This is a genomic window from Candidatus Methylomirabilota bacterium (assembly GCA_035764725.1).
GTDB lineage: Bacteria > Methylomirabilota > Methylomirabilia > Rokubacteriales > CSP1-6 > DASRWT01.
On sequence record DASTYT010000108.1, the window covers coordinates 1 to 24527 of the forward strand.

The 24527-nt window shown below is 70.6% G+C and carries 29 protein-coding genes; 19 read left to right on the forward strand and 10 right to left on the reverse strand.

What is annotated here, in order from left to right:
- Positions 1 to 32: 32 nt before the first annotated feature.
- The 5 genes from VFX14_17575 to VFX14_17595 are packed head-to-tail and all read right to left on the reverse strand — an operon-like array spanning position 33 to position 5111.
- Complete coding sequence (locus VFX14_17575) at positions 33 to 785, reverse strand: ankyrin repeat domain-containing protein (protein HEU5191500.1); 753 nt, start codon at positions 783 to 785, stop codon at positions 33 to 35.
- An 8-nt stretch (positions 786 to 793) separates the two neighbouring features.
- Positions 794 to 1375 (reverse strand): M23 family metallopeptidase, encoded by a 582-nt coding sequence (locus VFX14_17580; GenBank protein HEU5191501.1) that lies wholly within the window; start codon positions 1373 to 1375, stop codon positions 794 to 796.
- 3 nt (positions 1376 to 1378) lie between these two features.
- Positions 1379 to 2386, reverse strand: coding sequence for a uroporphyrinogen decarboxylase family protein (locus VFX14_17585; protein HEU5191502.1), 1008 nt, complete (start codon positions 2384 to 2386; stop codon positions 1379 to 1381).
- Positions 2383 to 3243, reverse strand: a complete 861-nt coding sequence (locus VFX14_17590; protein ID HEU5191503.1) for a MaoC/PaaZ C-terminal domain-containing protein — start codon at positions 3241 to 3243, stop codon at positions 2383 to 2385. The genes VFX14_17585 and VFX14_17590 overlap by 4 nt, the downstream gene beginning before the upstream one ends.
- Positions 3240 to 5111: an ASKHA domain-containing protein gene (locus VFX14_17595; GenBank protein ID HEU5191504.1), complete on the reverse strand. Its 1872-nt coding sequence runs from the start codon at positions 5109 to 5111 to the stop codon at positions 3240 to 3242. The genes VFX14_17590 and VFX14_17595 overlap by 4 nt, the downstream gene beginning before the upstream one ends.
- Before the next feature lie 141 nt (positions 5112 to 5252).
- Between VFX14_17595 and VFX14_17600 the strand changes: the two genes are divergently transcribed.
- The 8 genes from VFX14_17600 to VFX14_17635 all read left to right on the forward strand — a co-directional run bounded on the left by VFX14_17600 (position 5253) and on the right by VFX14_17635 (position 12768).
- Entirely contained in the window at positions 5253 to 6179 is a 927-nt protein-coding gene (locus tag VFX14_17600) for an ABC transporter permease (GenBank protein HEU5191505.1), read from the forward strand.
- Positions 6180 to 6234: 55 nt separating this feature from the next.
- Positions 6235 to 7080, forward strand: a complete 846-nt coding sequence (locus tag VFX14_17605; protein ID HEU5191506.1) for an ABC transporter permease — start codon at positions 6235 to 6237, stop codon at positions 7078 to 7080.
- Positions 7081 to 7115: 35 nt separating this feature from the next.
- A complete protein-coding gene (locus VFX14_17610) occupies positions 7116 to 8846 on the forward strand; it encodes a peptide ABC transporter substrate-binding protein (GenBank protein ID HEU5191507.1) in 1731 nt (576 codons plus the stop codon).
- Between the two features lie 71 nt (positions 8847 to 8917).
- Positions 8918 to 9697 (forward strand): ABC transporter ATP-binding protein, encoded by a 780-nt coding sequence (locus tag VFX14_17615; protein HEU5191508.1) that lies wholly within the window; start codon positions 8918 to 8920, stop codon positions 9695 to 9697.
- Positions 9694 to 10455: an ABC transporter permease subunit gene (locus tag VFX14_17620; GenBank protein HEU5191509.1), complete on the forward strand. Its 762-nt coding sequence runs from the start codon at positions 9694 to 9696 to the stop codon at positions 10453 to 10455. The genes VFX14_17615 and VFX14_17620 overlap by 4 nt, the downstream gene beginning before the upstream one ends.
- Positions 10443 to 11186 carry an ABC transporter permease subunit gene (locus VFX14_17625; protein HEU5191510.1) on the forward strand — a complete coding sequence of 248 codons (744 nt, stop codon included), beginning with the start codon at positions 10443 to 10445 and terminating at the stop codon, positions 11184 to 11186. Before VFX14_17620 ends, VFX14_17625 begins: the two co-directional genes overlap by 13 nt.
- A 17-nt stretch (positions 11187 to 11203) precedes the next feature.
- The gene (locus tag VFX14_17630; GenBank protein ID HEU5191511.1) at positions 11204 to 12178 is read left to right on the forward strand and encodes an ABC transporter substrate-binding protein; all 975 of its coding nucleotides are present in this window, start codon (positions 11204 to 11206) and stop codon (positions 12176 to 12178) included.
- A complete protein-coding gene (locus VFX14_17635) occupies positions 12178 to 12768 on the forward strand; it encodes a DNA-3-methyladenine glycosylase I (protein HEU5191512.1) in 591 nt (196 codons plus the stop codon). The genes VFX14_17630 and VFX14_17635 overlap by 1 nt, the downstream gene beginning before the upstream one ends.
- A gap of 21 nt (positions 12769 to 12789) precedes the next feature.
- On the opposite strand, the gene VFX14_17640 is transcribed toward VFX14_17635, so the two are convergent.
- Positions 12790 to 13203 (reverse strand): nuclear transport factor 2 family protein, encoded by a 414-nt coding sequence (locus VFX14_17640; protein HEU5191513.1) that lies wholly within the window; start codon positions 13201 to 13203, stop codon positions 12790 to 12792.
- 64 nt (positions 13204 to 13267) lie between these two features.
- Between VFX14_17640 and VFX14_17645 the strand changes: the two genes are divergently transcribed.
- From VFX14_17645 to VFX14_17655, 3 genes are read left to right on the forward strand one after another with little or no spacing between them, the layout of a single operon-like run.
- Complete coding sequence (locus tag VFX14_17645; GenBank protein HEU5191514.1) at positions 13268 to 13453, forward strand: hypothetical protein; 186 nt, start codon at positions 13268 to 13270, stop codon at positions 13451 to 13453.
- Between the two features lie 10 nt (positions 13454 to 13463).
- On the forward strand, positions 13464 to 14897 hold the full coding sequence (locus tag VFX14_17650) for an amidase (GenBank protein HEU5191515.1): 1434 nt from the start codon (positions 13464 to 13466) through the stop codon (positions 14895 to 14897).
- Positions 14894 to 15199 carry a Smr/MutS family protein gene (locus tag VFX14_17655; GenBank protein HEU5191516.1) on the forward strand — a complete coding sequence of 102 codons (306 nt, stop codon included), beginning with the start codon at positions 14894 to 14896 and terminating at the stop codon, positions 15197 to 15199. The genes VFX14_17650 and VFX14_17655 overlap by 4 nt, the downstream gene beginning before the upstream one ends.
- A 39-nt stretch (positions 15200 to 15238) precedes the next feature.
- Here the strand turns inward: VFX14_17655 and VFX14_17660 are convergent, their stop codons facing one another.
- Positions 15239 to 15505: a DUF1344 domain-containing protein gene (locus tag VFX14_17660; GenBank protein HEU5191517.1), complete on the reverse strand. Its 267-nt coding sequence runs from the start codon at positions 15503 to 15505 to the stop codon at positions 15239 to 15241.
- Between the two features lie 253 nt (positions 15506 to 15758).
- Between VFX14_17660 and VFX14_17665 the strand changes: the two genes are divergently transcribed.
- Positions 15759 to 16562 (forward strand): serine protease, encoded by an 804-nt coding sequence (locus VFX14_17665; protein ID HEU5191518.1) that lies wholly within the window; start codon positions 15759 to 15761, stop codon positions 16560 to 16562.
- Here VFX14_17665 and VFX14_17670 read toward each other — a convergent pair.
- Genes VFX14_17670 through VFX14_17680 form a run of 3 tightly spaced genes read right to left on the reverse strand, consistent with a single transcriptional unit; the run spans position 16559 to position 18264 of the window.
- Positions 16559 to 17335 (reverse strand): class I SAM-dependent methyltransferase, encoded by a 777-nt coding sequence (locus VFX14_17670; protein HEU5191519.1) that lies wholly within the window; start codon positions 17333 to 17335, stop codon positions 16559 to 16561. The genes VFX14_17665 and VFX14_17670 overlap by 4 nt on opposite strands.
- Positions 17332 to 17511: a hypothetical protein gene (locus tag VFX14_17675; protein HEU5191520.1), complete on the reverse strand. Its 180-nt coding sequence runs from the start codon at positions 17509 to 17511 to the stop codon at positions 17332 to 17334. The genes VFX14_17670 and VFX14_17675 overlap by 4 nt, the downstream gene beginning before the upstream one ends.
- Positions 17512 to 17532: 21 nt before the next feature.
- Entirely contained in the window at positions 17533 to 18264 is a 732-nt protein-coding gene (locus VFX14_17680) for a hypothetical protein (GenBank protein HEU5191521.1), read from the reverse strand.
- 155 nt (positions 18265 to 18419) lie between these two features.
- Here VFX14_17680 and VFX14_17685 point away from each other — a divergent pair, with 155 nt between their 5' ends.
- The 7 genes from VFX14_17685 to VFX14_17715 all read left to right on the forward strand — a co-directional run.
- On the forward strand, positions 18420 to 19955 hold the full coding sequence (locus VFX14_17685) for a PLP-dependent aminotransferase family protein (GenBank protein ID HEU5191522.1): 1536 nt from the start codon (positions 18420 to 18422) through the stop codon (positions 19953 to 19955).
- Complete coding sequence (locus VFX14_17690; GenBank protein HEU5191523.1) at positions 19952 to 21115, forward strand: aminotransferase class I/II-fold pyridoxal phosphate-dependent enzyme; 1164 nt, start codon at positions 19952 to 19954, stop codon at positions 21113 to 21115. The genes VFX14_17685 and VFX14_17690 overlap by 4 nt, the downstream gene beginning before the upstream one ends.
- The gene (locus VFX14_17695; GenBank protein HEU5191524.1) at positions 21112 to 21780 is read left to right on the forward strand and encodes a GNAT family protein; all 669 of its coding nucleotides are present in this window, start codon (positions 21112 to 21114) and stop codon (positions 21778 to 21780) included. Before VFX14_17690 ends, VFX14_17695 begins: the two co-directional genes overlap by 4 nt.
- Before the next feature lie 14 nt (positions 21781 to 21794).
- On the forward strand, positions 21795 to 22676 hold the full coding sequence (gene pdxS / locus VFX14_17700; GenBank protein HEU5191525.1) for a pyridoxal 5'-phosphate synthase lyase subunit PdxS: 882 nt from the start codon (positions 21795 to 21797) through the stop codon (positions 22674 to 22676).
- Positions 22676 to 23263, forward strand: coding sequence for a peroxiredoxin (locus VFX14_17705; GenBank protein HEU5191526.1), 588 nt, complete (start codon positions 22676 to 22678; stop codon positions 23261 to 23263). The genes pdxS and VFX14_17705 overlap by 1 nt, the downstream gene beginning before the upstream one ends.
- A complete protein-coding gene (pdxT, locus tag VFX14_17710) occupies positions 23260 to 23847 on the forward strand; it encodes a pyridoxal 5'-phosphate synthase glutaminase subunit PdxT (GenBank protein HEU5191527.1) in 588 nt (195 codons plus the stop codon). The genes VFX14_17705 and pdxT overlap by 4 nt, the downstream gene beginning before the upstream one ends.
- A 191-nt stretch (positions 23848 to 24038) precedes the next feature.
- Positions 24039 to 24527: (4Fe-4S)-binding protein (locus VFX14_17715; GenBank protein ID HEU5191528.1), on the forward strand; the 489-nt coding region annotated here is incomplete at its 3' end.

Sequence of the window (24527 nt, forward strand, 5' to 3'; positions counted from 1 at the left end):
CGCGGCCCCCGGCCCGGGGAACTTCACCGGGGCTATTCTTTCGCGCCTACCTCGCGGAACAGCTCGACCAATGCGTCGTGACCGCGGCTTCTCGCGGCGCGGAGGGCGGTCGCGCCGGAGCTGGACTTGAGATTGACGTCCGCGCCCCAGGCGAGGAGCGTGGTGGCTACTTCGCCGTATCCCCCGAAGGCGGCGAGCATGAGCGGTGTCACGCCGACCTCGCTGGTGGCGTTGGGATTGGCGCCGCGTTTGACCAGGATCTCCACCACCGGCCCGTGGCCGTTCTTCGCCGCCTCGTGCAGCGGGGTGCGCCCGTCGTTGGCGTGCGTGTTGACCTCGGCCTTGCTCGCGATGAGCAGGTTGACGATCTCGACATAGCCCTGCAGCGACGCGCCGGTGAGGGCGGTGGCCCCGCTTTCCGCTTTCGCGTTGGGGTTCGCGCCCTTCTCGAGCAGCAGGCGCACGACCTCCGTGTGGCCGCTCCATGCCGCGTCGATCAGCGCGGTGCGGCCGCGCTCGGGATCCCCGCGCGCGGCGTTGACGTCGGCCCCGGCGTCCACCAGGGTGCGCGCGACCTCCAGGTGGCCGTGCTGGGCGGCGGCCATCAGGGGCGTGGTGCCGTCGCTGACCGGGCGGCCCGGCTTGGCGCCCTTGGCGAGGAGCGCCTTCACGCTCGGGGCGTCGCCCTTGGCCGACGCGGCGAGCAGGGCCTTCGCACCCGGCCCGCAGCCTCCGAGCGCGAGCGCACCGAGGAGGAGGACACCGGCGAGCCGACGGGACGCCATGGGAAGGCTCAGCTTCCGCGCAGCACGCCGCCGCACGCCACAGGGTAGGTGAGGACGAGGCGGCCCAGCGCGTACGATCGCCGGGGATCGAAACAGCCGGCGGAAAATCTGAGCGGATCGGCGGTGCCGCGCAGATCGCCGTCCGCGTGCGACCGGCACACGCGCGTGCAGAGCTCGAAGTGCACGTGGGGCACGCCCGCCGCCATGCCCGTCGTGCCGATGCGCCCGATCGGCTCACCCCGCGCGACCTCCTGATCCACTCGGACGAGGATGTCCTGCAGGTGGCAGTACACCGTGTACCGCCTGAACTCCCCGTGGGACAGGATGACGCCGCGCCCGCAGCCCGACGGCCAGTCGATGAGCTCCCTCACCACGCCGTCGGCGGCCGCGATCACCGGCGAGCCCAGCGGCCCGCCGAAGTCCACCCCGGCATGCGGCAGTAGGCGAAAGAGATGGTTGGCGCCCTGGTGCGAGGCGTACTCGGACAGCATCGGCACTTCGGTCACCGGCACGGCGGGGCGGGCCAGCCTCGAGTAGACGAGAAGGGCCAGGCCCAGCACGGCGAGGCAGACGAGGGCGAGCCGGAGCACGCGCTACTGGGGCCGGATCAGCCCGAGGCGCGGCCGCCCGCCCAGCGCCTTCACGAGACCGACCAGCGTCGCATCCGACGTGTTCGGGTGCACCACGCAACCCGCGGCGACGATGAGACCGCGTCCGCCGGTCTGAGCGATGGCCTCGCGGGCCTCCGCGTCCGCGCGCTCGGGCGGCCCGTCCTTTAACGTTGTCCATTGGTTGAGGCCCCCGCACACCGCGCCGGGCACGGCGGCCTGCCCCTCGGCGAGCGACGGGCCGGCGCGGCGATCGTCCCAGTTCCACACGTCCGCGGGCAGGACGGCGAGGCGATCGAACATGAGCCGCTCGCCGTGGCAATGGAGGATGGTGAGCTTCGAGCGCGATCGCACGGTCTCCAGGACGCGCCGGTCGTAGGGCTCGCCGAAGCGGAGGTACTCCTCCTCGCTGTGGAGCGCCGCGCTCGCCGCCTGCACCGAGTAGAAGATGCCCTCGCAGCCCTCGCGGAAGCAGGCATCCATGAAGGTGAGGATGGTCTCGGTGATGGCCTCGAGCGCGCCCGTCACCGCCTGGGGGTTTTCCTTGAGGTCGTAGCCGAGCCGGTCGCCGGAGAGCTTGCGCGCGAGCGAAAGCGGGCTGAACACCGTGGGCACGGTGGAGCAGTCGGCGCGCTTGTCCACCACGCAGCGGAGGATCGTCTCGAGATGCACGGCCCATCCCGTGGACTCCATGGCGAGGGGCCGGATGCGCTTCCAGTCCTCGGGCGCGCGCACGGCGTGGGTGGCGCACGGGCGATGTCCGTCGGGCCGCACCTCGTCGGATTCGACGCAGCCCCAGTCCTCCACCGCGTAGCCGCCGCTGGGGGTGACCTTGAGGAAATCCGAATCGTAGCGCTCGTGGAACCGCAGGGTGGACTGGGTGAGGGCGGCGGCATTCCGGTCCACGTCTGGGAAGTGACGCCAGAACGCGTACGGTGTGCGGTCCGTCGGCTGGCGCCGTATCGCCGCCTGCACCCGCTCGAGCTTGGTCATGCCGCCTCCATCCAGGCGACCAGCGCGGTCCGCCGATCCGGCGTGGTCGCGCGCAGCCGCACCGCGCCGGGCGGCGCGCCCCCGCCCGCGGCGGCGCCCTCGACGCGGAGCCGCGACGGCATCGGCACCATCCCCGTGAAGCGGCCGCCGAGCCGGCGCACGCACGTCACGGCGCCCCCGGGCGCGTGCCGGAGCGCGGCCGACACGGAGAGCGCCAGGGTGGCGGTGCCGTGCAGGATGATGGCGGGCAGTCCCGCGCGCCGCGCCACCGCCGGATCGGTGTGGATCGGGTTCCAGATCCGCGCGCATTCCGAGTAGACGTGGGCGAGGGTCGCCGCGATGGGAATCTCATCCGTCCACTCAGGGGCGAGATCCCCCTCACCCTGCCCGCTCTCCCACGGGGGAGCGGGGAGACGGCCTTCCGGCTCGCACTCGACGCCGAGGTACACGCTGCCGTAGTCGGTGGTGCTCACCCGCTCGCCGCGGGCATCGCGTGTCTCGTAGCGCGTGAGCACGTACGCCCCAGCGCGACGCGGCGCCACCGCCAGGACGGCCGCCGTGGTGGTGAGACGGTCGCCGTCGCGCGGGGTCCGGTGCAGCGTGAGGTCGTGCGTGGCGTGCACGCCGCGGAGGGCGATCTCGTCGCCGAGCTGATGCGCGCGGCTCTCTACGGCGAGCGGCCACTCGTACGAGACGGGGAAGAGCGGGTGCGGCGCGAGGCCGCCCGGCCGGAGCGTGTCGAGATAGGCGGGATCGGTCTCCCCGAGCCCCGCCGCGTACGCCATCATCCAGCGCGCGTCGATGTCCTGCGTGAGGGGACCCACGGTGGCGCCCACGAGGCCGACGGGAATCTTCATGAGCGGGGGAAGTTCATGCAGTCCACGAAGATGTCCTGGAAGTCGGGATGCGCGGCGAGGGAGACGTGCTCGATGCCGCGCGCGAGCTGCGTGGCCCGCGCGCGCTCGGGCTCGGACATGAGGGCGAGCTGCGCGCCCAGCGCGGCGGCGTTCCCCACGTAGCGGATACGCGATTCGGGCAGGGCGGGGATGAGCCCGATGCGGAGCGCGCTCCGGATGGACAGATAGTTACCGAAGCCGCCCGCGAGCATGAGCTCGCTCACCTCGTCGTGCGCGATCCCGGCCACCCGGAGCAGCATCGCCGCCCCCGAGGCGATGGCGCCCTTGCAGAGCTGCACCTGGCGGATGTCGTCCTGGGTGAGGACGATCTCGGCCCGCGCGCCGCCCTCGCCGGGGCGGGCGAGCACCACCAGCCGCTCCTCGCCCCGCATCTCCACCCTGGCGGCGAGGGGCGCGGGAAGCCGGTCGCGCGCGTCCACCTCGATGAGCCCCGTCCAGTCGAGGACGCCCGCGTCGAGGAGGGCGGCGACCGCGTCGATCACACCGGAGCCGCAGATTCCCTGCGCCTCGGCCTCCCCGATGGCGTGCCACCGGAGGTCGCCGCCCTCGAGCCACACGCGATCGATGGCGCCCAGCGCCCCGCGCATGCCGCAGCGGAGCTGCGCGCCTTCCAGCGCGGGCCCCGCCGGCGCCGAGCAGGCCCAGAGGCGCTCGCGCGAGCCCAGCAGCACCTCGCCGTTCGTCCCGATGTCCACCGCCATGCGCAGCTCGGGCGTTTCGGTGATGCGCGTTGAGAGGGCCACGCCCACTGCGTCGGCGCCGACGAAGCCGGCGACGATGGGCAGCAGGCACACGCGCGCCTCGCCGTTGACCTTGAGGAAGAGCTCGCGCGCCGCGACCTCCAGCGGATGGCGCATCACCGGGGCGTAGGGCGCCAGCCCCACGTGGGTGGGATCGATGCCGAGCAGGATGTGATGCATGCAGGTGTTGCCGACCACCACGACCTTATAGATCCACTTCGCGAGCACGCCCGAATCGGCGCAGAGCTGCCCCACGTGCTGGTTGAGGAGGCCGATGATGCGCATCTGCAGCTTGCGGAGATTGCCGGGATTGAACTGGGCGAAGGCGATGCGCGACATGAGGTCGGCGCCGAACACCGCCTGCGGGTTCAGGCTGGAGACGGACGCGAGCTGCTCGCCGGACTCGAGCTCCATGAGGGTGGACACCACGCTGGTGGTGCCGACGTCCACCGCGATCCCGAAGCGCATCGCGGCGGTGTCGCCGGGGTCGACCGCGAGCACGCGGCGGCCCCACGTCGTCACCGTCACCTCGCCCCCGCGCTCGCGGAGCGCCTGCGGCAGGCCGCGCACGACCTCGGTGGGCACGTCCTCCACGACGCGCCCCGTCGCGCGGAGCAGCTCCTCCAGGTCGGAAGTCTGGTGATGCTCCTCCTTGGGCAGCTCGACCTGCACGACCTCCTTGCGGACGCCCGCGTCGATGGTGACGCGGTCCAGGGCGGCGTGGGCGGGCTGGGCGCCCAGGATCTGGAAGCTCCGCTCGTCCAGCGGGGGGGCGATCGCCACCGTCACGGGCTCGACGACCCGGCACTGGCAGGACAGGCGATACCCGTCACGCACCAGCGCCGCGCCCAGCTGGAGCTCGTCCATCACGGTGGGTGGGGGCGGGATGCCCGCAGCGAACTTTACCCGGCAGGAGGTGCAGCGCCCGCGCCCGCCGCAGGTCGCGGTGATGTCGATGCCGGCTCCCTGGGCGGCGGCGAGAATCGTGGTGCCCGCCGCGACGGTGAGCGTTCGTCCCTCGGGCAGCACGGTCAGGGCGACGGTGGCCATCCGCTCCGAGAATAGCACTCCCACCTCCGTGCGACCCGCGGTCCCGATCGCGCCCAGGTTCATGTTTTGCTTGACTTCCCGTGGGGGGTGCCGGATATTTCGTGCACCTGTTTCGCCAAGCCGGCGGTGGCGCCGGCGTAGCCACTTCCCGGAGGGTTTTTGGCCCGATACATCCTGTATCGCCTCCTGTGGTTGATTCCGACCTTGCTGGCCATGGCGGTGATCACGTTCCTCGTGATGCACGCCACCCCGGGGAGCCCCCTCGACCCGGTCGCCGAAGGCGCCAACCCGCTGTCGCCGGAGGCCCAGAAGAACCTCGCGGCGGCCTACGGGCTCGACAAGCCGCTCTGGCAGCAGTTCGGCATCTTCCTCGGCAAGGCCCTGCAGGGGGACTTCGGTCAGTCCTTCGTCTACAAGACGCGCACGGTGACCGAGATCATGCGCGAGACGTTCCCAATCTCGCTCTTCCTCGGCAGCATGGCCCTGGCGCTCGCCATCGTGGGTGGCATCACCCTGGGCGTGCTCGCCGCCGTGTACCAGAACCGGTCGTGGGACTACGTGTCGGTCAGCGTGGCGACGCTCGGCGTGGCCGTCCCCAACTTCGTTCTCGCCGTATTCTTCATCATCCTGTTCTCGTTCGTGATCCCGCTCTTTCCCACCGGTGGCTGGGGCAGCCCGAACCAGTGGGTGCTCCCCACCATCACGCTCGCGCTGGCACCCATGGGCATCATCGCCCGCTTCACCCGCTCGAGCATGATCGAGGTGATCCGCTCCGACTACGTGCGCACCGCGCGGGCCAAGGGCCTCGCCGAGCGCCCGGTGATCCTGCGCCACGTACTCAAGAACGCCCTGATCCCCGTGGTGACGCTGCTGGGGCCGATGTTCGCCGCGGTGGGCACGGGCTCCTTCTTCGTGGAGTCGATCTTCCGCGTGCCCGGCATGGGACGCTTCTTCGTGCTCTCGATGACCGGGCGTGACTACCCGATGATCATGGCGGTGGTGCTCATCTACGGCGTGTTCCTCGCCCTGATGAACCTGGCCGTCGACCTCCTCTATGGCGCTCTCGACCCCCGCATCCGATACTAGGCTACCCACCCCGGGCGGCGCCGCGCCGGCGGGGGCGCTGCCCGCGGCGGCGGCGATGCGCGGGACGAGCCTCTACCGCGACGCCTGGCGGCGGCTCCTCCGCAACAAGCTCGCGGTGGTGGGGGGCGTCACCGTCGTCCTCCTCTGCCTCATCGCGATCTTCGCCGACTTCCTCGCGCCGTTCTCCTACACCAAACCGAACTTCGGCCGACTCAACGAGTTCCCCTCCCGCGAGTTCCCCCTCGGCACCGACCAGCTCGGGCGGGATCAGCTCTCGCGGATCATCTACGGCGCGCGCGTATCCATGCTGGTGGGGCTGGGCTCCCAGATCATCGTGGTGGCGATCGGCGTCCCCATCGGGCTCATCTCCGGCTACCTGGGCGGCCGGATAGATCTCCTAGTCACCCGCTTCGTGGACGTCATGTACGCCTTCCCGCGCCTCCTCTTCGTCATCCTCGTGATGTCCATGCTGGGCGCCGGCCTCTTGAACATCTTCATCGCCATCGGGCTGACCGGCTGGGTGGGTATCGCCCGCCAGACTCGCGCCCAGGTCCTGTCCATCAAGGAGAAGGAGTTCGTCGAGGGGGCGAGGGCGCTGGGGGCTGGATTTTGGCGCGTGGTGAGCCGGCACGTCCTGCCCAGCGCGCTCACCCCCATCGTGGTCTCCGTCACCTTCGGCATTCCGGAAGCGATCTTCTACGAGGCGGCCCTGTCCTTCATTGGCGTGGGCATCAACCCGCCCACGCCGTCGTGGGGGCAGATGGTCGGCGAGAACCAGCAGTTCCTGCGGTCGTACTGGCACCTCTGCGTGTTCCCGTCCATCGCCATCGCGGTCACCATGTTGTCGTTCACGTTCTTCGGGGACGGGGTCCGCGACGCCCTCGACCCCAAGATGAAGTGACACAAGGCTGACGTCACCCAAGGAGGAGCACCCACATGCGCATTCCCGACGAGCAGCTCAACCTCATGGCCGCGCGCCTCGACGCCATCGGCGTCGGCCGCCGGGACTTCCTGAAGGTGGTTGGCGCCATGGCCGCCTTCGGCGGCCTCGGTTTCGCCACGACGGCGCAGGCGGCCAAGCCCTCGAAGCCGGGGCCGGGCGAGAAGCTGGCAAAGGACCAGACCTTCCGCTGGGGTGGGGGTGGGTGGTTCCAGAATGATCCCTCCAGCCACGACTTCAACAAAGACCTCTACTGCGGGGGGGCGCAGGGACTCTTTGCCGGGCTCATGGTATTCAACGCCGACTTCGTGGCGGTGCCGTGGATGGCGTCGAAGGTCGATAGCAACAAGGATGGTTCAGTGTGGACGTTCGCGATTCGCAAGGACTCGCGGTGGTCGGACAACTCACCGGTCACCGCCCGCGACTTCGAATGGTCGTGGAAGCGTCAGCTCGACCCCGCCAGTGCGGCGCCCTACGCGTCCTTCCTCTACGACATCAAGAACGGCGAGGCCTTCAACAAGAAGCAGCTGACCGACGCCAGCCAGGTGGGCGTGAAGGCCAAGGACGACTGGACCCTCGAGGTGACGCTGGAAGGGCCGCGGGGCTACTTCCCGGTGCTCGCGGCCTACCTCGCCGCGCTGCCCGCACATCGCGGCGCGGTGGAGAAGCACGGCGACAAGTGGACAGAGGCCGGCAACATCGTCACCAACGGTCCGTTCACGCTGGAGGCGTGGGAGCACAACAAGCAGGTCGTGCTGCGCAAGAACCCGTACTACTACGGGGCCAAGGACGTGCACCTGACGCGAGTGGTGATGCCGATCATCCCAGTGGCCTCGGGGGCGCTGCCCTATGAGAACAACGAGCTGGACATGACGGCGCTCCAGGCCGGCGATCTCAATCGCCTGCGCAATGATCCGCGCAGCAGCAAGGACGTGTTCAAGTATCCCTTCCCCGGCACCTGGTACCTGCTGCCCCAGACCACTAAGCCACCCTTCGACAACGTGAAGGTGCGCCGGGCGGTGGGTCATGCCATCGACCGCGAGAACATCGTGAAAGTCAGCCAGGGGCTGGCCATCCCCGCGTGGTCGATGATTCCCCCGGGCTTCCCCGGCGCCCTCGACGACCCGAAAATCAAGGCCATCCAGAAGTACGACAAGAAGCTGGCGATCGAGCAGCTCAAGGGCACACCGTTCGAGGGAGGCAAGAACTGGCCCAAGATCACCCTGTCGATGCGCGACGAGGGCCTGGGTTCGAAGCCCCTCGCGGAGGCGGTGCAGGCGGTGCTCCTGGACAGCCTCAACATGAAGACGGAGCTGGAGGTGCTGGAACCGCGCGTGTTCCGCGAGCGGCTGTGGAAGCAGGATCTCCAGTTCGTGTGGATCCGCTGGTTCATGGACTATCCCGACCCGCACAACGAGTACTTCGACACCTTCTACGGCAAAAAGACCAGCGGCAAGCGACAGGCCTGGGTCAACGACGCCTTCGACAAGGAGCTCGAGGCGGGCCGTGACACGCGCGACCCTGCCAAGCGGCTCGAGCACTACAAGAAGGCCGAGGAGATCATGCAGACCGACGTCGGCTACGTGCCGGTGGCCTGGGTGCTCCGCTACGCCGCGAAGAAGCCGTGGGTGGGCGGAGTCGAGAAGAACAAGCAGGGCGAGTTCGTCGTCGACGGCAACATCTACGTCGACATGTTCCAGCACCTCTACATGCTGGAGCGCGGCTAGCCCACGCTCCGTCGGCGCCCGCCCGGCCGGGGACGTCCGGTCCCCGGCCGGGCCTCCGTCGGGCTCCGTCGATGACCACGCAGATCCAGATCACGGGCGTCAGCAAGCGCTATCACACCGCGAGCGGCCCCGTGCTCGCGGTGGACGGGGTGAGCCTCGCTGTCCGGCCACGCGAGTTCCTCACCCTCCTCGGTCCCTCCGGCTGCGGCAAGTCCACCGTGCTCACCATGCTCGCGGGGCTGGTGACACCAGACGGCGGCGAGATCCGTATCGAAGGCGTGCCCGTCTCGGGCCCGGATCCACGGAACGTCGCCCTCGTGTTCCAGGACCCCGGACTCTTCCCCTGGCGCACCGCCCTCGACAACGTGGGCTTCGGGCTCGAGCTGCGCGGCGTGGATGCCGCCCGCCGCCGCGAGATCGCGCGCGGCCTCCTCGAGCCCCTGGGGCTTCGCGGCTTCGAGGCAAAATATCCCCGCGAGCTGTCGGGCGGCATGCGCCAGCGCGTGGCCATCGCGCGCGCCCTCGCGCTGGACACGCCCATCGTGCTCATGGACGAGCCCTTCGGCGCGCTCGACGAGCAGACGCGGCTTCTCATGGGTGACTGGCTCGTCGACGTCCGGCGCCGCACCCCCAAGACGGTCGTATTCGTGACGCACAGTCTCCACGAGGCCATCGCGCTGTCCGATCGCATCGCGGTCATGACGTCGCGGCCGGGCCGAGTCAAGGAGCTCCTCGAGGTGGGGCTGCCGTTTCCCCGTGACCTCAATGCCCCTGCCGCCGTGGACCTTCGGGCGAAGCTCTGGGAAGCCATTCGCGAGGAGGCCCTACGCGCCATGGACGGGCCGGCGTGAGTTGGGAGACGGCGCGGGTGCTGGGTGCGCGGGTGGCTGTGCTCCTGGGCGCTCTGCTCCTCTGGGAGCTGATCGCCGCGCCGCTCAACCCATTGCTCTACGTGCGGCCCTCGGCGCTGCCCCCGGCGCTCGCCAATGTGCTGCTCGGGCGCGACGTGCCCGCTCTCGGCGAGCACGTGCTGGTGACAGCTCGAGAAATAGTGGTGGCCTTCGTCCTGGCCGTCGCGGTGGGCCTGTGGCTGGGATTCGTCCTCGGCCTCGGACGCCGGCTGGGCCGGGTCTACGAGCCCATGCTCGCGGCGTTCTACGCGATTCCCAGCGTGATCTGGTATCCGTCGCTGATGCTCTTCTTCGGCCTCGGCCCGGCGTCCAAGATCGCGTTCGGCTTCCTGCTCGCCTTCTTCCCCATCTGCCTGTCGGTGCTGTCGGGGATACGGCAGGTGAATCCGCACCTGGTGACGGTGGCCCGCTCCATGGGCGCCGGGTCCTGGACGGTGTTCCGCAAGGTCATGCTCCCGTCGATGCTGGGGACGCTGGTGGGCGGGCTCCGGGCCGCTCTCGCTCTCTCGGTGGTCGGCGTGCTCGTGGGCGAGATGCTGGGCGCGCGCTCCGGCGTCGGCTACCTGCTCAACTACACCTACGGCCTCCTGATGACCCGGGAGTACGCGGCGCTGGTGGTGCTGGTGGCCGCCGGCGTGCTGGCCCTCGACGGGGTGGCCGCGCTGGTCGAGGCGCGAGGACGTCGATGGAGCGAGTGAGGATCGTGGCGGCCCAGGCGGCCACGCTCGCCGCGCTCGTGATCGCGTGGGACCTCGCCCTGCGTTTGGGCTGGGCTGACCCGCTGTTCGTGCCCGCGCCGGCGGCGGTGGCGGTCGCCCTGGGCACGACCGCCGGCGAGGCCTGGGCGCGCCTGGGCGACACTCTCCTCAAGGCCGCCGCCGCGTACGTGATCGCCGTGGGCCTGGGCGTGACCACGGGCCTCGCCGTCGGCGGCGCGCGCTCCCTGTACCGCGTGGCCATGCCGTACATGGTGGCGCTCTACGGCGTGCCGAAGATTCTCGTTCTGCCCTGGATCGCGCTCGTGCTCGGTTTGGGCGCGGGGACCGCGGTGGCCACCGGCGCGCTGTTTGCCGTGTTCCCGGTGCTGCTGATGGTGGCGGCGGGCGTGCGTGACGTGGATCCCACCCTGGTGACGGTGGCGGTGTCCATGGGGGCTACTCGACGGCAGGTGGCGGTCAAGGTGCTGCTGCCCGCGGTGCTGCCCTCGGTGCTGGCGGGGATGCGCGTCGCCGTCGTCTTCGCGCTGCTCGGCGTGCTTCTCACCGAGATGTTTGCGGGGGTGCGCGGCATGGGATATTTGATGCAGCGACAGGCGGTGGCCTTCAAGGCCGCCGAGCTCTTCGCGGCGACCGCCATGGTCTCCGCGGTGTCCATCGCGGTGATGCTGTGTCTGGATCACTTCAACCGGCGGCTCGGGCGATGGCGCTGAGCCGGGGAGGACGGTCGATGACGACGCGGCGGGCGTTCCTCGGGACGATGGCGGGCGGGGTGGCGGCGGGGCTCGGCGGGCCGCGACGAGCCGACGCCCAGGGCACGACGCCCGTGAAGATCGGCGGCGTCGTGCTGGGCGACTTCGGCGTGACCACGCCCACCGTGGTCGCCATCGAGAAGGGCTACTTCGCCCAGCAGGGACTCCAGGCGGAGTTCATTCCCTTCAAGGGCGGTCCGGACCTGCTCAAGGGGGTGCTCGCGGGCAGCGCCGACCTGGGCATCAGCGGCGCCACCGACCCGCTGGTGTTCCGCGAGCGGGGGACCACCATCCGAGCCATCGCCTGCAACCTCGAGAAGAATCACTTCACCCTCATCGTCGGACCGCAGATCAAGCGCCTCGAGGATCTCAAGGGCGGCACCATCGGATGCACCGTCGCGGGGTCGACGACCTGGGTGTTCGGCCGGATGATCGCCAGGAAGATGGGCTGGGATCCGGAGAAGGATGTGCGCATCCTCGGCGCGGGCGCCCTCGACGCGCTCACCGCGGCGCTGCGACGAAACGAGATCCAGGCCTTCGTGTTCGGCGACGCCGGGGCGGTGGTGGAGGCACAGGGCGCCGGGCGCATCCTCATGCGGCTCGACGAGGTCACGCCGAAGTGGATCAGCCTTCTGACCTACGCGACCGACGAGGTCATCAAGGCGAAGCGCGAGACCCTGCAGAAGGCCCTGCGCGCCATCTACCAGGGGCACCGCTTCTGCCGGGACAACGCCGAGGAGAGCATCCGCATCGCCGCCAAGGCCATCGGCTGGTCGGAGCCGGCCACGCGCCGGGCCTATGAGCTGGTGAAGCCGCTCCTGTCCGTGGATGGCCATATCGACGTGGACGCGTTCAAGTACATCCAGGACACGCTCCTCGAGCTGGGGGTGCTCAAGACGCGCCTGCCCCTCACGGACTCCTACACCACGGAGTTCACCCCGGTTAAGCTCTGATGCCGCCGCGCGGCCGGCGGGACCTTCGGCGCTGCGAATGGGCGCGGAAGGATCCCGAGATCGCCTATCACGATCGCGAGTGGGGCGTGCCCCTGCGTGACGACCGGCGGCTCTTCGAGCTCCTGATCCTGGAGGGCGCGCAGGCCGGGCTCTCGTGGGAGACCATCCTGCGCAAGCGCCCGGCCTATCGCCGCGCCTTCCATCGCTTCGACGCCGCGCGCATCGCGAAGTACGGCGCTCGCGACGTCCGGCGGCTCCTCGCCGATGCCGGCATCGTGCGCAACCGGCTGAAGATCAACGCCGCCATCGCGAATGCGAAAGCGTACCTCGCGGTGCGGAAGGAGTTCGGGTCCTTCGCGGCGTACATGTGGGGCTTCGTGGGCGGGCAGCCCAAGCGGAACCGGTGGCGGCGCCTGCGAGATGCGCCCGCGTCCACTCCGGAGTCGATCGCCATGAGCGAGGACCTGCTCGCCCGGGGCTTCCGCTTCGTGGGGCCGACGATCTGCTACGCCTTCATGCAGGCGACCGGCATGGTCAACGACCACGTCGTGTCCTGCTTCCGCTACCGCCAGGTGAACCGAGGACGCTGAACACCCAGAACGGCCGGGGCCTTATCGCCGGCCGTGCGCCTCGTCCGACTGGCTCGGCATGAGGGACACGTGGCTATGGACGGCGAGCCAGCGGCCGTCGCGGCGCTCGAGCACGAACGTGGCGCGCCCGGGTCGGCGGAAGGCGCGTCCGTCGGGCGCCGTCGCCTCCGAGGACCAGCCGGCCGCGATCCACGCGGCGTCGCCGCTGGCGCCCACGGTGGCGCCCGGCTCCAGAGTGAATCCGCGGATGCGCGGCCAGATCTGACGCCACTGCTCGCGCTCGATGTTGTCGAGCCCCGCCACCGCGGCGGCAAAGGTCCCGAAGGCGACGGCGTCGGGCGCGAACAGGCGCCGGCCGGCGTCGAAGTCCTTCGCGCGCACGGCGGCCTGGAACTCGGTGATCCACGCGGCGATGTCGGGCGGGGTCGCTGGCATGGCTCGCATTATCGCCGTGGCCCGGACCTTGTCAATCGGACGGCCAGCCGCTATTCTCCTCGCCATGGACGGGGAGCCCCTCACGCTCGACACGCTTCGCGCGCTTGCGCGTGCACGCGGCCTCGACCTCAGCGACGCGGAGCTCGCCGGCCTGCTCCCGCTGGTGGAGATCGGCCGCGCCATGATCGCCACGCTCGACAGCGCGCTGACCCGCGAGACCGAGCCCACCAGCCACTTCCGCGTCCTGTGAGAAGCGCCCGGTGAGCGAGCTCGTCTGGCGGTCCATCGGCGAGCTGGCCCGCGCCATCGCGGGTCGCGAGGTGTCGCCCGTGGAGGTCGTGCAGGCCCACCTCGACCGCGTCGCCGCCCTCGACGGCAAGCTGCGCGCGTTCATCACCGTGTCCGCCGACGCCGCGCTCGCCGCTGCCAAGGCCGCGGAGGCCGCGGTGATGGCGGGCGAGCGGCTGGGTCCGCTGCACGGCGTCCCCATCGCGCTCAAGGATCTCTACATGACGCGCGGGGTCCGCACCACCGGGGGCTCGCGCATCCTCGGGGACTGGATCCCGGAGGAGGACGCGACGGTGGTGACGCGCCTCGCCGGCGCCGGCGCGGTCAATCTCGGCAAGCTCAACATGCACGAGTTCGCGTTCGGCCCCGAGGGGCTGAACCCGCACTACGGCACGCCGTGGAATCCGTGGGACGCCAACACGCACCGGATCTGCGGGGGCTCGTCGTCAGGTTCCGGCGCGGCGGTGGCGGCGGGTCTCTGCGCGGGCGCGCTGGGCTCCGACACCGGCGGCTCGATCCGCATCCCGTCGGCGCTCTGCGGCATCACGGGGATCAAGCCGACCTACGGGCGGGTGAGCCGCGCCGGCGTGCTGCCGCTCGCCTGGTCCATGGACCACGTGGGCCCCATGTGCCGGAGCGCGGCCGACTGCGCGCTCATGCTCAACGCGATCGCGGGCTACGATCCGCGGGACCCCTCGACGAGCGTGCTTCCCGTGCCTGACTACGCCGCCGCGCTCGGGGGCGACGTGAAGGGCCTGCGCGTCGGCGTGCTCCGCTCGTTCTTCCTCGAGTCCACCGGCGTGGCGCTGCGCCAGGCGGTAGAGGAGGCGGTGCGCACCCTGGAGGGGCTGGGGGCGACCTCTACCGAGGTGAATCTGGCTTCCGCGTCGCACTCGGCCGGCGCCTCGTACGCGGTGCTCTCCCCGGAGGCCTACGCGTATCACGAGCGCTGGCTCCAGGAGCGGCCCCAGGACTACGGCGAGGACGTGCGCGAGCGGCTGCGGGTCGGCGCGTTCGTGAGCGGCAGCGACTACCTCAAGGGGCAGCGAGTCCGCGGGGTGCTCCGCGATGAAGTCAACGCCGCGCTCGCTCAGGTGGACATCCTCGTGTGCGCCACGACGCCCATCGTGGCGACGTCGGTCGGGCAGACCGAGATCACGGTGGAGCACGCCAAGCTCCCCGTGCGCACGAGCCTGATCCGCTTCACGCGCCCGTTCAATCTCACCGGTCATCCCGTCGCCTCGGTGCCGTGCGGCTTCACCGCCGCCGGCCTGCCCGTGGGGCTCCAGATCGTGGGACGCGCCTTCGACGAGGCCACCGTGCTGCGCGTGGCGGACGCCTATCAGCGCGTCACCGACTGGCACAAGCGGCGTCCCCCGATCGATCCCCCCGCGCCGCCCGCGTGACGCCGGACGACCCCGACGTCCCGGGGTCGGACTCGCCCGTCGAGCTGCCGATCGAGGATGTGCTCGACCTCCATGCCTTCGCCCCCCGCGACGTCCTCTCGGTCGTGGACGAGTACCTGCGCGCGGCCTCGGCTCGGGGCTTCGCCGAGGTGCGGATCATCCACGGTCGTGGCACCGGGGCGCAGCGCCGCGCGGTGCAGGGGCTGCTCGCGACGCATCCGCTGGTGGCGCGCTTCGCGGACGCATCCCCGGAGCGGGGCGGGTGGGGTGCGACAATCGTCATACTGCGCCGGCGGACATGACGCGGCCCTCGAGGGTCGCCCGAGGGCCGTGCAGCGAGTCTACTTCGTGACCTGGAGCGACTGGACCATCTTCATCCCGTTCTTTTCCTCGTAGCTCGCCTTCACCTCGGCGCCCGGCGAGAGCGCCTTCTTGTCCACCTTGGCCGACGCGGGGATCATCAGCGTGGTCCCGTTGTCGAGCGTGATGGACTTGCCGGCCGGATCGACGGCCTGGACCTTGCCCTTGATTTCCTCGGCGCTCGCGACGGTTCCAACCGCGAGAATGGCCACGAGAACCCCGAGCGCAACTGCCTTGAACATCGTCATGATCTCGCCTCCTGTGCTGTGGGTGGCACGTGGTAGGTCGGCACGGCCGTCTCCGCTCGCAACCTCGATGCCAGGGGCGGGCGGCGCCGGAGGCAGAACCAAATGACCGGAAGTGCCCGCCCACGCCGCGAGAGCCATCACCTAAAGGGGCCGAGCGCGTCGAGCCCGCCGAACCATTGAAAAGACTTACACGGTAGGCCCGGGCAACCTTACCCGGTGGCCGAAACGAACCCGGACGGCGTATGATCGACGCGTGAAGTCCGCGAAGCGTCGGGTCGCCCTGCTCGCCCTCGCCGGGGTGGCGCTGCTCTCCGGCGGCTGCAGCGGGACCATCTGGGCCCGCGATCTCGAGCCCGAGCTGACGCTGGAGCGCGTCCTGCCCTCATCCGTGCAGGTGGTGTTGGAGCAGCAGGAAGGCCGGCGCTTCCGTAGCGGCTCCGGGGTCGTGATCGCGGCGCGGAGTGCGGCGGAGGGGCCGGATTGCTTCATCCTCACGAGCGCCCACACGTTCGCGGGCCCCGGCCGCGGCAAGAGCGTGTTCGTGCTGTCGCAGCGGCACGAGGGGCCGGGTGTCCGCACGCCGGCGACCGTGCTCGCGGTGAGCGCGCACGAGGGCGTCGACCTGGCCTTGCTGGGGATGCGCCATGAGAACTGCCCCGTCGCGCCGATCGGTCGCCCCGCGCGCCTCGGCGAGTCGGTGTGGGTGGTGTCCTTCCCCTGGGGGCGCGAGCTCACGGTGTCGCGCGGGGTGATCAGCCAGGTGCGCCGCACCGGATCTGGGGCGGGGCACACGGTCACCGCCGGCCGCTTGATGGTGGACGCGGCCGTGAGCTATGGCTCGAGCGGCGGCGGTGTCTTCCGCGCGAGCACCGGCGAGCTGGTCGGTCTGGTCGAGGGCTATCCCACTGCGCGCGTGGCCTTCGAAGGGGGGACGTCGCCCGGGCACGTCGACGTGCCGGTCCCGGGCCAGACCTATCTCACGCCGATCGGCGACGCGGTGGAGTTCCTGCGGGGCAGCGGCCACGGGCCGCTGGTGGCCGAGGGGAAGCCCGGCTAATCGCGGTCCGCCCGGAGCAGCAGCATGCGGTCGGTGAACGAGACGACACGGCCGCCCTCGATCACGAACGAGAAGGCCTCCCGGCACCGCGCGGGCGCAGCCAGCACCACACGCTCGAGCTCGGCCTTGGCCGCCGGCGTCATCCGCGTCCGTGTGGTCCACTCCTCCCAAGGGCGCACCTTCGGGAGCACCGCCTCGTCGATGATGGTCAGGCCGGCGGCGCGCAGGAACGCCTCCCACTCCCGTCGCGGGATCGAGCGCACATGGGAGGGATCGCGGCGCTTCTCGATCTCCAAGATGAACGCCGCCGCGTCTTCGTCCTCGTGGCCGAGAATATCCTGGACCAGGAAGGAGCCGCCCGGCTCGAGCACGCGGGCGATCTGCCGCAGGGGCGGAAGGAGCGCCGGGAAATGGTGGGCGGCGATCCGGCAGGTAACCACGCCGAAGCTCGCCTCCTTGAACGGTAGCGCGTCCGCGTCGGCCATGGCGAAGCGGACGCCGCCGAGACCGCGTGACGCGGCCAGGCCGCGGGCCGCGCGGACCATGGCCTCGGTGAGGTCGGTGGAGACCACCAGGGGGGTGAAGGCGGCGAAGGCCGCGGCGGTGTGGCCGCCTCCCGTGGCGATGTCCAATACGGCCCGCGCGCCCCGCTTGCGGCCCCACGCGACGAGCGTGTCCAGATCCGCGCCGGCGGCGTGCCCCGGGCTCTGGACATACGCCTCGGCGCTGCCGCCGAACTGCGCCTGCACCCGCGCCTTGTGCGCGTCGCTCACGCGGATGACTTCCGCTCGGCGAGATGCCGGAGCAGGAACTCCTCGTCCATCGGGGTGAGATCGAATCGTCGCGCCGCCTCGTCCACCAGCGTGAGCCGGTTCGCGTCGGGGTGGTCGCGAAGCTGCTCGTCGATCCACTTGATTGCCGCCCTGATGGGTGCTTCACCTATCGCCATGTAGGCCTTCCCTCCGTCACACTACAGATCGCGGACGAGCCTCCGGGCGCGGTCGACGCGGCGGCGGTAGGCGTCGAAGGAGTTCACGACCTCCGGCGGCCGGCCGCGCAGGCGGTCGAGCGTGAACAGGGAGAACGTGATGTCGTGGGCGAGCGGGAAGTCACGGTAGAGCTGCCCGGTGACCTTCTGCGGATTCTCGGAGCGGGTGATCTCGAAGTCCTCCGTCCCGCGCAGGGGCGGGATGCGCTCGCCGTGCTTGGTCCGGATCCACTTCATCGTCCCACCGAGCAGATAGGAGAGGAAGAGGCAGTCGACCAGCATCGACTCGGTCCAGGGGATCGGCTTCTGGTAGCCGGCCACGAAGCGAGCCCCGGTGGCGAACAGGAAATTGCGCGCGGTGTCAGGATCCACGAAGTCGCAGGCGCCGAAGATGTAGCCGAGCTGTGGGCTGGGCCGGCAGTGATCGACCAGGGTCTCGAGCCGGATCACCCGGTTGCCGATGCCCACGAGCTTGCGGCGCTGGCCGTGGGATGCGATGTAGCAGACCTGGAAGTTCCGCTTCCGCCGGGCCTCCTCCAGGAGCAGGCCGAGATCGTAGCTGCTGTAGAAGCGGCGGTAGACGAGGTTGACCCGGATCCCCTCCCAGGCCAGGGACTGCTTGATGGCCTTGAGGTATGGCAGGACCGACGGCTCGTCCTCCAGCAGACGGCCCTTGCGGTTCCACATGGATTCGAGCACGACCAGACCGGGCAAGCGGGGTGTCCTTTCGTGGGCCGGAGTGGGTCCGACCGCGATGGGCTCCGATCATACCACCCCCCCGACCCTCCGCAATTGGCTGAGAGGTAATTCATCCAATTGGCTCTTTACTGGCCATTGATTCCCAAGAGAATGGCTGGCATGGTGAAGCCATGAAGATCGCCCTCGACCGAGAGGCAGGACGCGAGGGGCGCCTGCCGCTGGCGCGACAGATCCAGACCCATATCGAGCGGCTGATCGGCCAGGGGCTTCTCGCGCCTGGCGTGAAGCTGCCCGCCACGCGTGAGCTGGCGGAGGAGCTGGGCGTCAATCGCACGACCGTGGCCACCGCGTACGAGGAGCTGGTGGCGTCTGGCTGGGCTCGCGCCCACGTGGGGCAAGGCACGTTCGTGGCCGACCGCGTGCCCGGCCGCGCGCCGGCGGCCCCCGTGTCGCTGCCGCGCCTGGACTGGTCGGGCCTGCTCTCCCGACGCGCCCAGATCGTGTGGGCGGACACGCGCCGCCGTGCGGCCTACGGCCAGGTCGTGCGTCCGACCCCCGGTGTGATCTCGTTCGCCGGCGGCATGCCGGACAGCACGCTGTTCCCCACGGACGCGTTCCGCCGCGTGCTCAATGGCGTGATCCGCGAGGAGGGGCGCGAGCTCCTCCAGTACTACCAGCCCGCGGGCTATCCGCCGCTGCGCCAGTACCTCGCCGGCTACCTGCTCCGCTTCGGGGTGGAGGCGCGGCCCGAGGAGATCCTCATCGTCAATGGCTCGCAGCAGGGCTTCGACCTGGTCGCCCGCACCTTGCTCGATCCCGGCGACTACGTCGCCATCGAGCAGCCGTCCTACCCGCGCGCCATGCAGGTGTTCCGCTCGATCGGCGCCGAGCTCCTGTCCGTGCCCATGGGCCCGGATGGGCTCGACGTGGGCCATCTCGAGCGGCTGCTGGAGCGTCAGGAGCCCAAGCTCCTCTACTGTCAGCCGAGCGCGCACAACCCCACCGGGCTCACCATGGGGCTGGAGACGCGCCGCCGGCTCCTCGATCTGGCATCGCGGCGCCGGCTGCCCATCGTGGAGGACGGCTTCGACGGCACGCTCTACTACGGCGAGCGGCCGCCCGGCCCGCTCAAGGCGCTCGATCGCGCCGGCCTCGTCGTCTACGTGGGCACGTTCTCCAAGATCTTGTTCCCGGGTCTCCGCCTGGGCTGGATCGTGGCGCCGCCCGAGCTGATCGAGCGTCTCGAGATGGCCAAGCAGCTGGCGGACATCCACACGAGCCCGCTCATCCAGGCGGCCGTGTACCAGTTCTGCCAGCGCCGGCTCCTCGACCGGCATCAGGCGCGCGCCCTCAAGGAGTACGGCCGGCGGCGGGAAGCGCTGCTCGCGGGCCTGCGCGCACACATGCCCGCCGGCGTCACATGGACGGAGACCCGCGGCGGGTTCTCGCTGATGCTCACGCTGCCCGAGGGCATGGACGCGACCCCGCTCCTGCCGCGCGCGCAGTCACGCGGGGTGACCTTCACGCCGGGCAACGCGTTCTTCGTGGACGGCGGGGGCGAGCGGATGCTCCGTCTGTCGTTCTCCGCGCTCCCGCTCGCCCAGGTGGAGGAGGGCACGCGCCGGCTCGGCGAGGCGATCCGCGAGCAGGCGCGGCAGCCCGGCCGTGCGGCCCGCGAGGCCGTGCTGGCGGTGCCGCTGGTATGAAGCGCGACACGCTCGCCGCCCGCGGGGGCCGGGACATGCCCTCGGCCAGCCGGCCCCTCGTGGCCCCCATCTATCAGACCAATGTCTACGTGTTCGAGGACATGGACACGGTGGAGTTGGTGTGGGAGGGCAAGAAGGCGGGCTTCGTGTACGGTCGCTACGGCACGCCCAACCACGCGATGCTCGAGGATCTGGTAGCGCGGCTCGAGGGGGCGGAGGCGGGCGTGGCCTGCTCGTCCGGGATGGGGGCCACGACCGCATGGCTTCTCAGCCTGCTCGCCTCCGGCGACCACATCGTGTCGGCGCGCGATCTCTACGGCACCACCGCGGGCTTCCTCTCGAGCGACGGCGTGCGCCTCGGCGTGGAGACCACCTTCGTGGACGCGACCGACACCGCCGCCATCCTGGCCGCCGTGCGGCCCAACACGCGGGCGGTCTTCGTGGAGGCCATCTCGAACCCCCTGCTGCGCCTGGTCGACCTTCCCGCGGTGGCCGCCGCGGTAGTGCCGCGGGGGATCGATCTCGTGGTGGACGCTTCGATGGCGTCGCCCGCGGTGCTGCGGCCCATCGAGCACGGCGCCACCATGGTGATGCACAGCCTCACCAAGTTCATTTCCGGCCACGGCGACGTGACGGGTGGTCTCGTCCTGGGCCGGAAGGAGCCCATGGCCAGGGTGCGCGCAGCGATGATCCGGGCGGGGGCGAACCTGGGCCCGTTCGACGCCTGGTTGGCCACCCGCGGGGCGCGCACTCTCGAGGTGCGCATGGCGCGGCAGTCCGCGACGGCTCTCGCATTGGGTCAGCATCTCGAGCGGCATCGCGCGGTCGCGCGCGTGTACCACCCGGGCCTCGCCTCGCATCCGCAGCACGGACTCGCCAAGCGGCTCATGACCGGACCCATGGGGTCCATGCTCTCCTTCGACCTCGCGGGCGGCGCGCTCGCGGTGGAGGCGTTCATGGCCCGGGCGCGCGCCATCGAGTTTGCGCCGAGCTTCGGCGACGTGGCCACCACATGGACCTATCCGGCGCGGACTTCGCACCGCAACGTGCCCGACGCGGACAAGGCGGCGCTTGGAATCGGCCCGGGCCTCATCCGGCTGTCGGTGGGGCTCGAGCACGTGGACGATCTCGTGGCCGAGCTGGACGAGGCCCTGCAATGAGCGCCGTCGCCGTCACGCCGGCGCGCCGCGTGGAGCCGGTCATCCTCGAGGGGCGGCACGTGCGGCTGGAGCCCCTGACGCCGGTGCACGCCCCGGCCCTCGTCGAGGCGGCGAGCGGGCGGCGCGACTCGTATGGCTTCACGGTGGTGCCCGGGACCCTCGCGGAGGCGCGGACCTATATCGAGAGCGCCCTCGCCGACCAGGCGGCCGGCCGCGCGCTGCCGTTCGCGACGCGGTCCCGCGCCGCCGGGCGCGTCGTCGGGAGCACGCGCTTCGGCAATATCGAGTTCTGGGCGTGGCCGGCGGACAGCCCGCATGCCCGGTCCGACGGCACGCCCGACGTCGTGGAGATCGGGTGGACGTGGCTGGCCGCGGGCGCCCAGCGCACCGCGGTCAACACCGAGGCCAAGCTCCTCATGCTCACGCACGCGTTCGAGAGTTGGCGCGTGCGCGCGGTCAAGCTCAACACCGACGCGCGGAATGCGCGCTCGCGCGCCGCCATCGAGCGGATCGGCGCCCGCTTCGACGGGGTGCTCCGCGCGCATCGCCCCGCATCGGACGGCGGCATCCGCGACACCGCGGCCTTCTCCCTCCTCGCCGAGGAGTGGCCGGCGGCGCGCGCCAAGCTCCGTGCACGGCTCACCGAAGGCCACCACACACCGTAGGAGGGAGAGAACCCATGGAATCCGGGACGCTGAGACTGAAGGTCGGACTGGCGGAGATGCTCAAGGGCGGCGTGATCATGGACGTGACCAACGCCGAGCAGGCCAAGATCGCCGAGGACGCGGGCGCCGTCTCGGTGATGGCGCTCGAGCGCGTGCCGTCCGACATCCGGCGCGACGGCGGCGTGGCCCGCATGTCGCCGGTGAAGAAGATCCAGGAGATCCAGCGGGCGGTGTCCATCCCGGTGATGGCCAAGTGCCGTATCGGCCACTTCGTCGAGGCGCAGATCCTCGAGGCCCTGGGCGTGGACTACATCGACGAGTCCGAGGTGCTCACCCCCGCGGACGAGCACTTCCACGTGGACAAGTTCGCCTTCAAGGTGCCGTTCGTCTGCGGTTGCCGCGACCTCGGTGAGGCGCTCCGCCGCATCGGCGAGGGTGCCGCCATGATCCGCACCAAGGGCGAGGCGGGCTCCGGCAACATCGTCGAAGCGGTGCGCCACATGCGCTCGGTGACCTCGGGCATCCGCCGGCTCCGCACCCTCGGCCCCGAGGAGCTGATGACCGAGGCCAAGAACCTCGGCGCGCCCTACGAGCTGCTGCGGAAGATCGCTGCCGACGGCAAGCTCCCCGTGCCCAACTTCTCCGCGGGCGGCATCGCCACCCCCGCCGACGCCGCGCTCCTGATGCAGCTCGGCGCCGCGGCGGTGTTCGTGGGCTCGGGCATCTTCAAGTCGTCCGATCCGTCGGCCCGCGCGCGGGCCATCGTGCAGGCCACCACGCACTACAAGGATCCCGACGTGCTGGTGAAGGTCTCCGAGGACCTGGGCGAGGCCATGCCCGGCATCGAGACGTCCAAGCTGAAGGAGTCCGACCTCCTCCAGACGCGCGGTTGGTAGTGAGCAGCCACAACGCGTACGTCCTGCCCGCCGGTCTGCCCGTGCCCATGGACGATGGGGCCACCGCCCATCTCCCGGGCGCGGCGGTCCCGGGCATCGCCCTGCCCGCCACGTCGGGCCGGATGGTGGCGCTCGACCTGTGGGCGTCGACGCCGGGCGTGCTCTTCTTCTACCCGCGAACCGGGGAGGCGGGCCGGCCGGCCGGGCCCGAGTGGGATGCCATCCCCGGGGCACGGGGCTGCACGCCGCAGAGCTGCGGGTTCCGCGACCTCCACGCCGGGTTCGTCGCGCGCGGCGTGCGCATCACCGCGGTGAGCACCCAGACGACGGACTATCAGCGGGAGTTCGTGACACGCAATCACATCCCCTTCGAGATCCTGAGCGACGCGGGACTCGCCCTCACACGCGCCCTCCGTCTGCCAACCTTCGAGTACCCGGTGGAGCGCGGCGGCCCGACCACGCTCATCAAGCGAATGGCCTGGTACGTGGAGGCTGGCCGCATCGCGCATGTCTGGTATCCCGTATTCCCGCCCGACAAGAACGCGGAGGTCGTGCTGGCCTGGCTGGAGAGGGAGGGGCGCCGGTGACACGCCCCATCGGCGTCCTCGCGCTCCAGGGGGACTTCGCGCTGCATGCCGCCGCCCTTGGGCGCGTGGGCGCCCCCGCGGTCGAGGTGCGGAAGCCGGACGAGCTGGGGGAGGTCGCCGGCCTGATCATGCCGGGCGGGGAGAGCACGACCCTGCTCAAGCTCATGGACGCGTGGGACTTCTTCCCCGCGCTGGAGAAGTTCCACGCCGGGGGGTCGCCGATCTTCGGTACCTGCGCGGGGCTGATCCTGCTGGCCAAGGAGGTCGAGAGCCCGCGCCAGCGCTCGCTCGGCTTCATCGACGTCACCGCCGAGCGCAACGCCTATGGGCGACAGAGGGAGTCGTTCGAGACCGAGATCACCGCCGACCTGGGCGACGGCCCCCGGCCCATCAAGGCCGTACTGATCCGAGCGCCCCGAATCCGGCGGCTGGGGCCCGGGGTGACGCCGCTCGCCGAGCATCGCGGCGAGACCATGATGGCGCGCCAGGGGTCGGTGCTCGTGGCTTCCTTCCATCCCGAGCTCACCGACGACCCGGCCGTCCACCGCTACTTCCTGGAGATGGTCCGGTCGAGCGGCGCCTGAGGGCCCGACCACCAAGTCATTGCTCGGCCGTCGAATTCACGCCCTTGGTCGCCCGGCCAACCGGGCTGATTCCCGGGGAGATCTCGCAAGTCCGCACCATCGCTTGACAGGTTCCGCGGCGGCGGGGATACTCTGGTCCGACCAGCACACCAGGATTACTCGGACGCCCGTCCTTTCAGAGGGAGGCAAGCATGGCGCATTTCTCGTGCGAGGTCGTCTACCGCGGCATCTTCCAGAAGAACCTGGCCGCCCGCATCTGCCGCGGCATCGTCCTCTCCGCCCGCAAGGCCGGCCGCTGGGGCATCGCCTTCGGGCGTTACGGCGACAGCCCGCAGCGGAACGGTATCCCCGCGAAGGACTTCGCGATCGTGGCCGACACGCAGGAGGAGCTCGAGCAGAACATGGCGCGCTACGAGCCCAAGGAGGTCGACGTCACGATCTGCGTGGATGACACGCTCTCCAAGGGGGTAGAGTCCTGGGCCTGGTATGGGCTACAGCCCATCAATCAGCTGACCCTGCCCAACGGCACCCTCCTGATGACCTCGCTCCAGTCGTTCGACGCCCTGCTCGAGGACATCCACAAGAAGGACACGCCCTACACGCTCGCGCTGCTGAGAGCAAAGGCGTCGTTCTCGGGCCTCTGGGTATACCGCGAGGACCACACCGAGGCGCGCATCCTC

What these genes read in the sequence shown, in the direction of transcription:
- VFX14_17575 (HEU5191500.1), bottom strand. Translation starts at nt 785, where the DNA reads ATGGCGTCCCGTCGGCTCGCCGGTGTCCTCCTCCTCGGTGCGCTCGCG.
- VFX14_17585 (HEU5191502.1), bottom strand. Translation starts at nt 2,386, where the DNA reads ATGACCAAGCTCGAGCGGGTGCAGGCGGCGATACGGCGCCAGCCGACG.
- VFX14_17590 (HEU5191503.1), bottom strand. Translation starts at nt 3,243, where the DNA reads ATGAAGATTCCCGTCGGCCTCGTGGGCGCCACCGTGGGTCCCCTCACG.
- VFX14_17605 (HEU5191506.1), top strand. Translation starts at nt 6,235, where the DNA reads ATGCGCGGGACGAGCCTCTACCGCGACGCCTGGCGGCGGCTCCTCCGC.
- VFX14_17610 (HEU5191507.1), top strand. Translation starts at nt 7,116, where the DNA reads ATGCGCATTCCCGACGAGCAGCTCAACCTCATGGCCGCGCGCCTCGAC.
- VFX14_17615 (HEU5191508.1), top strand. Translation starts at nt 8,918, where the DNA reads ATGACCACGCAGATCCAGATCACGGGCGTCAGCAAGCGCTATCACACC.
- VFX14_17625 (HEU5191510.1), top strand. Translation starts at nt 10,443, where the DNA reads ATGGAGCGAGTGAGGATCGTGGCGGCCCAGGCGGCCACGCTCGCCGCG.
- VFX14_17630 (HEU5191511.1), top strand. Translation starts at nt 11,204, where the DNA reads ATGACGACGCGGCGGGCGTTCCTCGGGACGATGGCGGGCGGGGTGGCG.
- VFX14_17635 (HEU5191512.1), top strand. Translation starts at nt 12,178, where the DNA reads ATGCCGCCGCGCGGCCGGCGGGACCTTCGGCGCTGCGAATGGGCGCGG.
- VFX14_17640 (HEU5191513.1), bottom strand. Translation starts at nt 13,203, where the DNA reads ATGCCAGCGACCCCGCCCGACATCGCCGCGTGGATCACCGAGTTCCAG.
- VFX14_17645 (HEU5191514.1), top strand. Translation starts at nt 13,268, where the DNA reads ATGGACGGGGAGCCCCTCACGCTCGACACGCTTCGCGCGCTTGCGCGT.
- VFX14_17660 (HEU5191517.1), bottom strand. Translation starts at nt 15,505, where the DNA reads ATGACGATGTTCAAGGCAGTTGCGCTCGGGGTTCTCGTGGCCATTCTC.
- VFX14_17675 (HEU5191520.1), bottom strand. Translation starts at nt 17,511, where the DNA reads ATGGCGATAGGTGAAGCACCCATCAGGGCGGCAATCAAGTGGATCGAC.
- VFX14_17685 (HEU5191522.1), top strand. Translation starts at nt 18,420, where the DNA reads ATGAAGATCGCCCTCGACCGAGAGGCAGGACGCGAGGGGCGCCTGCCG.
- VFX14_17690 (HEU5191523.1), top strand. Translation starts at nt 19,952, where the DNA reads ATGAAGCGCGACACGCTCGCCGCCCGCGGGGGCCGGGACATGCCCTCG.
- VFX14_17695 (HEU5191524.1), top strand. Translation starts at nt 21,112, where the DNA reads ATGAGCGCCGTCGCCGTCACGCCGGCGCGCCGCGTGGAGCCGGTCATC.
- pdxS (HEU5191525.1), top strand. Translation starts at nt 21,795, where the DNA reads ATGGAATCCGGGACGCTGAGACTGAAGGTCGGACTGGCGGAGATGCTC.